This window comes from Micromonospora sp. NPDC049497, from assembly GCF_044465805.1.
Lineage (GTDB): Bacteria > Actinomycetota > Actinomycetes > Mycobacteriales > Micromonosporaceae > Micromonospora.
The window spans coordinates 347,240-353,683 of the sequence record NZ_JBITMC010000004.1 but is presented as its reverse complement, the minus strand read 5'-3'; the positions used below and the strand labels follow the sequence as shown (position 1 = coordinate 353,683).

Annotated in this window: 5 protein-coding genes; 2 read left to right on the top strand and 3 right to left on the bottom strand. The window is 72.5% G+C overall.

Translation table 11 applies throughout. The features are described from left to right. Positions 1-109 precede the first annotated feature (109 nt). On the bottom strand, positions 110-1,708 hold the full coding sequence (locus ACIBR0_RS09340) for a phytoene desaturase family protein (protein WP_396713799.1): 1,599 nt from the start codon (positions 1,706-1,708) through the stop codon (positions 110-112). Between the two features lie 127 nt (positions 1,709-1,835). Further along, the gene (locus tag ACIBR0_RS09335; RefSeq protein ID WP_396713797.1) at positions 1,836-2,534 is read right to left on the bottom strand and encodes a TetR/AcrR family transcriptional regulator; all 699 of its coding nucleotides are present in this window, start codon (positions 2,532-2,534) and stop codon (positions 1,836-1,838) included. Between the two features lie 103 nt (positions 2,535-2,637). Between ACIBR0_RS09335 and ACIBR0_RS09330 the strand changes: the two genes are divergently transcribed. Next, positions 2,638-4,812 (top strand): MMPL family transporter, encoded by a 2,175-nt coding sequence (locus ACIBR0_RS09330; RefSeq protein WP_396713795.1) that lies wholly within the window; start codon positions 2,638-2,640, stop codon positions 4,810-4,812. 70 nt (positions 4,813-4,882) lie between these two features. Here ACIBR0_RS09330 and ACIBR0_RS09325 read toward each other — a convergent pair whose 3' ends face one another. Further along, positions 4,883-5,740: a YhjD/YihY/BrkB family envelope integrity protein gene (locus tag ACIBR0_RS09325; protein ID WP_357030353.1), complete on the bottom strand. Its 858-nt coding sequence runs from the start codon at positions 5,738-5,740 to the stop codon at positions 4,883-4,885. Between the two features lie 51 nt (positions 5,741-5,791). On the opposite strand from ACIBR0_RS09325, the gene ACIBR0_RS09320 reads away from it, so the two are divergent. Continuing rightward, entirely contained in the window at positions 5,792-6,343 is a 552-nt protein-coding gene (locus tag ACIBR0_RS09320) for a GNAT family N-acetyltransferase (RefSeq protein ID WP_396713792.1), read from the top strand. Positions 6,344-6,444 lie beyond the last annotated feature (101 nt).

Genomic DNA, 6,444 nt, shown 5'->3' with positions numbered 1-6,444 from the left:
ACGGTTGGCTCGACACCACCGGACCTACCGAGGGCCTTCCCTTACCTCCAACACGACACGCCGCCGAACCAACCCACTTCTCAAACGCTCACTAATAAGGGGCCCTTCCTTACCGGCCCAGGTCGGCGAGGATGCGCCGGGCGGCGTTGTGACCGGCGGCGCCGATCACGCTGCCCGCCGGGTGGCAGCCGGCGCTGCCCGCGTACACGCCGTCGACCCCGGTCGCGTACGGCATGCGGTCGGTGAACGAGACGGTGTTGTCGACGTGGTGGATGTGCCCGCCGGTGATGCCGAAGTGCGCCTCGATACCGGGCGGGGGCAGCGGCACCGCGTCGGCGATCAGGTCGCCGGTGCCCGGGGCGTACCGCTCGCAGATGGCGATCAGCTTGTCCACGTACCCGGGCAGGGCCTCGTCCCACGTCGTGCCGGCCGGCGCGTACGGCACGGACTGCACGAACAGCGCCGACGAGTGGTGCCCGGCGGGGTCGGACAGCGACGGGTCGACGGTGGTGTGCAGGTACCACTCGATCGTCGGCTCCTCGGGCAGCCGCCCGGCCTGCACGTCGGCCCACATCGCGCGCAGTGCCGCCATCGGCGAGCCGCCGCCCGAGCCGACCAGGGACGCCGAGCCGGGCAGCAGGTGGATCGTCGAGCCGAAGGGGCTCGGGGCGTCGGCGGGCAGGCAGGAGAAGCGCGGCAGGCCGGTCAGCGCCAGGTTGAGCTTCAGCGTGGTGCCGGGGCGGCGGACCGCCGCCATCCGTTCGCCCAGGGGGGCCGGCAGCGCGCCGTCGGGCAGCAGCTCCATCAGCCGGTACGGGTCGCAGGCCCCGAGCACCACCTCGGCGGACACCTGCCGGCCGTCGGCCAGCACCACGCCGCCGGCCGCGCCGCCGTCCAGGGTGATCGCCTCAACCGGCGTACCGCTGAGGATCCGCGCGCCGGCGGCCCGGGCGGCGTCGGCGAAGGTGCCCGACACCGTGCCCATGCCGCCCCTGGCGATCATCCAGGTGCCGTCGGCGCCGGGCAGGCGGCACATGTTGTGCACCAGGAAGTTGTGCCCGGTGCCCGGGTCGTCGGGGCCGGCGTTGAGGCCGGAGAGGCCGTCGGTGACCGCGTACATGCTGACCAGCAGTTCGGAGCGGAACTCGAAGCGGGCCAGGTGGTCGGCGACCGACCCGCGGACCAGGTCGACGAAGACCTGCCGCAGCGCGGGTCGCACGTACCGCTCGGCGGTCTCCTCCACCGGCAGCGGCTCCGACAGCCAGGCGGGCGCGAGGTCCTCGCGGAGGGCGGCCAGCTCGGCCTGGAGCGCGTCGTCGGCGGCCACGTCGGCGGGGGAGAAGAACTCCGCGAGCTGGCGCCGGGTCGTGGCGTGGTCGCTGCCCATCAGCAGGTACGGCGACCCGGGGCCGCCCGGGGTGGGCAGGAAGTAGTGCGGGTCTCGCCGCAGCACCGGGATCGTCACGTCGAGCGTGGCGAGCAGTTCGGGCGGCATGAGGCCGAGCAGGTAGGAACCGGTGGAGTGGCGCAGCTCGGGCACCTTCGGGAACGGGTTCTCGGTGCGCGTCGCTCCGCCGATCACGTCGGCCGCCTCCAGCACCAGCACGTCCAACCCGGCGCGCGCGAGCATGATCGCGGACACCAGCCCGTTGTGCCCCGCACCGACGACGACGACGTCCACCCGCTCCGGCAGCCCCTGCTCACCCATGCCGCCGAACCTAACCCCTCCCCGCCCCTGGGTCACCCCCCGACGGACCGCTCGATCATGAAGTTGGCGGGTGTTCGATCTCTGCTCCACCCGTCAACTTCATGATCACCGGGTTGGAGCCTGGGGGTCAGGTGGGGTTGAGTTGGGTGGCGAAGGTGGTGAGTTCCAGTTCGAAGAGGTGTTCGGGGTCGTTCATCGCCCAGCTGATCTGGTCGAAGACCTCCATGGCGATGAGGCCGTAGATGCGGGTCCAGCCGGACAGGAACGCCCAGGCCACCTCCATCGGCACCGCACCGTGGCTCTGGCGCAGCGGTTCCAGCCGGCCGCCCAGGTGTCGTTCGAGGACCTCGGCCGGGGGAGTGGGGAACGGGGAGCGGTGCCACAGCTCGACCAGCGGCTGCACGAAAACCGCGCCGAAGCGGGCGCCGGGGTGGTCGGCGTCGGTGCAGTCGGCGACGAAGGTGGTCACGCCGGGCACCGGCGCACCGAAGATCAGCCCGAACTCGGCGGGATGTGCCACCGACCAGGCCCGGAAGGCGCGCGACATGGCGAGCAGTTGGGCCACCTCGTCCTCGCCGGCGCCGTCCCGGGCCGCCTTCAGGAGGGCGGTCAACTCCTCGTACAGGTCGCCGGCTAGCGCGCCGACCAGGGCCTCCAGGCTGGGGAAGTACCGGTAGATGGCCGGGGCGGTCATGCCCATGTCGCGGGCGATGGCGCGCAGCGAAACCGCCTCCACGCCGCCGTCGACCAGCAGCCGCCGGGCGCCACCCTTGATCTCGGCGACGGTCGCCGTACGCAGGCGCTCCCGGCGGGACGGTGCGGTCATCCGGCGAACCCCCTTGACTGGAGCGAACGCCGTTGCAATAGTTAACGGCGTTCACTTAAATGAGCGATGGTTACAGCTTAGCCGTCGGTGGAGGGGGAAGCGAATGTTCGCCTGGTGGGGACGGGTGGTGGTGCGGTTCCGCTGGGCGGTGCTGGCCGCCGCCCTGGTGCTGGTCGCGGTCGGGGCGACCTGGGGGGCCGGCGTCTTCGGTCAGCTGACCGGGGGCGGTTTCGACGACCCGGCGAGCGAGTCCAGCCGTGCCGCCGAGCGGATCACCGCCGAGCTGGGTCCGCAGGGCGCGGACCTGGTCGTGCTCTGGTCCAGCGACGCGACGACCGTGGACCAGCCGGCCTTCCGGGACCCGGTCGCCGCGACCGTCGCCGGGCTGCGCGGGCGGGCCGAGGTGACCAGCGTCGTCACCTGGTACGACACGCCGGCCCCCGGTCTGGTCTCGGCCGACCGCCGGGCCACCTACGCGGCGGTCCAGCTCCGCGCCTCCGACGAGGACGGCAAGGCCGAGGCGTACGAGGCGTTGCGCCCGGCACTCGACGCGCCCGGTCTGCGGACCGAGGTCGGCGGCACGGTGGCGTTCCTCCACGAGGCGAACACCCGCACCACCGAGGACATCACTCGGGCGGAGATCCTCTCCATGCCGGTGCTGCTGGTGCTGCTCGTGCTGATCTTCGGGGGCCTCGTCGCGGCAGCGACCCCGCTGCTGGTCGGCGGGTTGGCGATCCTCGGCGCGTTGGTCGCCGTCCGCCTGGTCAACCTCGTCACCGACGTGTCGATCTTCGCCATCAACATCATCACGCTGATCGGGCTCGGCATGGCCGTCGACTACGCCCTGTTCGTGGTCAGCCGCTTCCGCGAAGAGCTGGCCGCCGGCCACGACACCGCCGCCGCGATCCGGCGGACCATGGCCACCGCCGGTCGTACCGTCCTGGTCTCCGGCCTCACCATCGCGCTCGCCATGGGCAGCCTGCTGATCTTCCCGCAGGCGTTCCTGCGCTCGATGGGGCTGGGCGGGATGGCCGCCGTGCTGGTCGCCATGCTCGCGGCGCTCACCGTGCTGCCGGCCCTGCTCGCGGTGCTCGGCAGGAGGATCGACGCTGTCCGCGTACCGATGCCGTGGCGGCGTGGTGCGCGGAGCGGGCGGCCGGCGGCGGGGGAGACCGGCGGCGCCTGGGCCCGGATCGCGCGGAGCGTGATGCGGCGTCCGGTGCGCTACCTGGTCGGGGTCGTGCTCCTGCTCGGGCTGCTGGCGGTGCCGTCGCTGCGGATGGAGTTCGGTGGCTTCGACGAGCGGGTTCTGCCGGCGGACGCCGCGCCCCGGGTGGTCTCCGAGCGGATCGCCGACGAGTTCCCCGGCGCCACCGTCGCCCCGATCGACGTCCTGGTGTCCGGTGCCGACCCGACGCGGGCCCAGGGGTTCGCCGACCGGATCGCCGCGGTCCCGGGCGTCACCGGCGTGCAGGTGGTGGCCAGCCGCGACGCCTCGACGCTGCTGACCGTGGGCTATCCGGGCGAGCCGACCGGGGACGTGGCCCAGGACATCGTCCGCGCGGTGCGCGCGCTGCCCGCACCGGACGGGTCTGAGGTGCTCGTCGGGGGTCGGCCCGCCGCCGACCGGGACCTGCTGGACAGCCTCGGCGACCGGTTGCCCTGGATGGCCCTGCTGATGGCCGCCGCGACGCTGGTGCTGCTCTTCCTCGCGTTCGGTTCGGTGGTGCTGCCGGTCAAGGCGGTGCTGATGAACGTGATCTCGATCGGCGCGTCGTTCGGCGTGGTGGTCTGGATCTTCCAGGACGGGAACTTCGCCGACCTGCTCGGCTTCACCGCGACCGGCTTCATCGAACCCAGCAACCCGATCCTCATGCTGGCCCTGCTGTTCGGTCTGGCCACCGACTACGAGGTGTTCCTGCTGTCCCGGGTCCGCGAGGAGTGGGACCGCACCGGCGACAACACCGCCGCGGTGACCGCCGGCCTCCAGGCCACCGGCCGGATCATCACCGCCGCCGCGCTGCTGCTGATCATCGTGGTGGCCGGCTTCGCCACCGGCTCGATGTCGTACATCAAGCTGATCGGCGTCGGCATGATCGTGGCCATCGTGGTGGACGCGACGCTGGTCCGGGCGCTGCTGGTCCCGGCGACGATGCGGCTGCTCGGCCGGTGGAACTGGTGGGCGCCGGGGCCGCTGGGCCGCGTCTACCGCCGGTACGGCATCCGCGAGACCACCGAACCCCAGCCGGCCCCCCGCCACCCCGCGCTCACTGGATAGTGTCCCTCTTAGCCGGTTGATCAAGAGGTTTGCGTCAGCCGGCATGCTGCCTCTGACGCAAACCTCTTGATCAACCTTCGGTGGCGGAGGGCGGGGCGGGAGTGGCGCGGGCGGCGCGCCAGCGGGACAGGGCCAGGGTGGCGGAGTAGCCGGCCAGGACGATCACGTGGAACAGGTACAGCCAGAGCAGCACCGCCACCCCCGCCCCGATCTCGGTGAAGCCGCCGAACGGCACCCCCAGGTCGATCGGCAGCGACGCGAACAGCACGAAGCCGTGCAGGAAGCCGGACAGGTTCGCGGCCGTGAACGACCCCACGCCCAGGGTCGACAGCCAGTCCGGCGAGGCCGGCCCGACCACCCGGAACACCCACAGCAGCACCGGGGTGAGCACCAGCCACACCCCCAGGAACGACAGCACCACCCCGAGCGCGCCGATCCAGCCGCCCTGACGAACCAGCCCGGTCGTGGTGGGCAGCGCCAGCAGGATCGAGAACAGCAGCGCCGGGGCGGGTGCCAGGAGCGGGAGCAGCAGCAACCGGCCCCGCCAGCCCACCAGCGACTCGTCGCTGCGCGGCAGGGCCACCGAGACGAACGCCCGGCGCAGCCCCTCGCCGTAGAGCGACGCCGGCAGCAGCGACGCCAGCGCCAGCAGCGGGGTCAACCCCACTCCCGCCTCGACCAGCGCGGCCACCGCGTGCGGCGCACCGATCGCGTCCGGCAGCGTGTCCACCGCGTACGACGTGAGCCGGCGGACCCGGTCCCCGCCCGCCACCAGCGCGGTCAGCCAGATCGCCAGCAGCGCCACCGGCACCACGGCGATCGCCGCGTAGAAGGTGATCGCGGCGGCGTGCAGCGACAGGTCCCGTCCGCGTACCGGACGGAACGCGGCACTGGTGATCCGCTTCGTCCGCTGCCATCCGCTGCCCACCGCGTTCCTGTTCCCCCTCCCGTCGCCGGCCACTCATTAAGATCGCCCGCCATGACCGTAGTCACCACCGAACGCCTCGTGATCCGTGACTGGACCGACACTCCCGCCGACCTGGAGCGGATCTTCGACATCTACTCGCGGCCCGAGGTCATGCGCTGGCTGGGCGGCGGCAAGGGGCGGCTGACCGACCCGGCCGAGGCCGCCGAGCGGCTGAGCTCGTGGCGCGAGCGGTACGCGCCGTACGCCGGCCGGTATGGCATCTGGGCGGTCGAGGTGCGCGACGACGGGCCGGTCGTGGGGAGCGTGCTGGTGAAGCCCCTGCCGGGCGGCGACGGCGTGACATTCACGGAGGACATCGAGGTCGGGTGGCACCTGCACCCGGACTCCTGGGGACACGGGTACGCCACCGAGGCGGCGCGTGCGGTTCTCGACCGGGCGTTCGCCGCCGGCGATTCACGGGTGTACGCGGTGGTCGCGCCCGGCAACGAGGCGTCGATGGCGGTGTGCCGGCGGCTCGGGATGACGCACGTCGGCCGGCGCACCGACTGGTACGGCGGCACGGAGGTGGAGACGTTCGCCCTGGACGCGCCCCCTCGGGCATGATCCACTCGTCGTCATTGATGTCGGGCTGACGACCTCACCCGGACACCCCGACGTCACGGATGTCGAGTCGATCATGTCGGGCGCGGAAGCAGCGCCGGAAG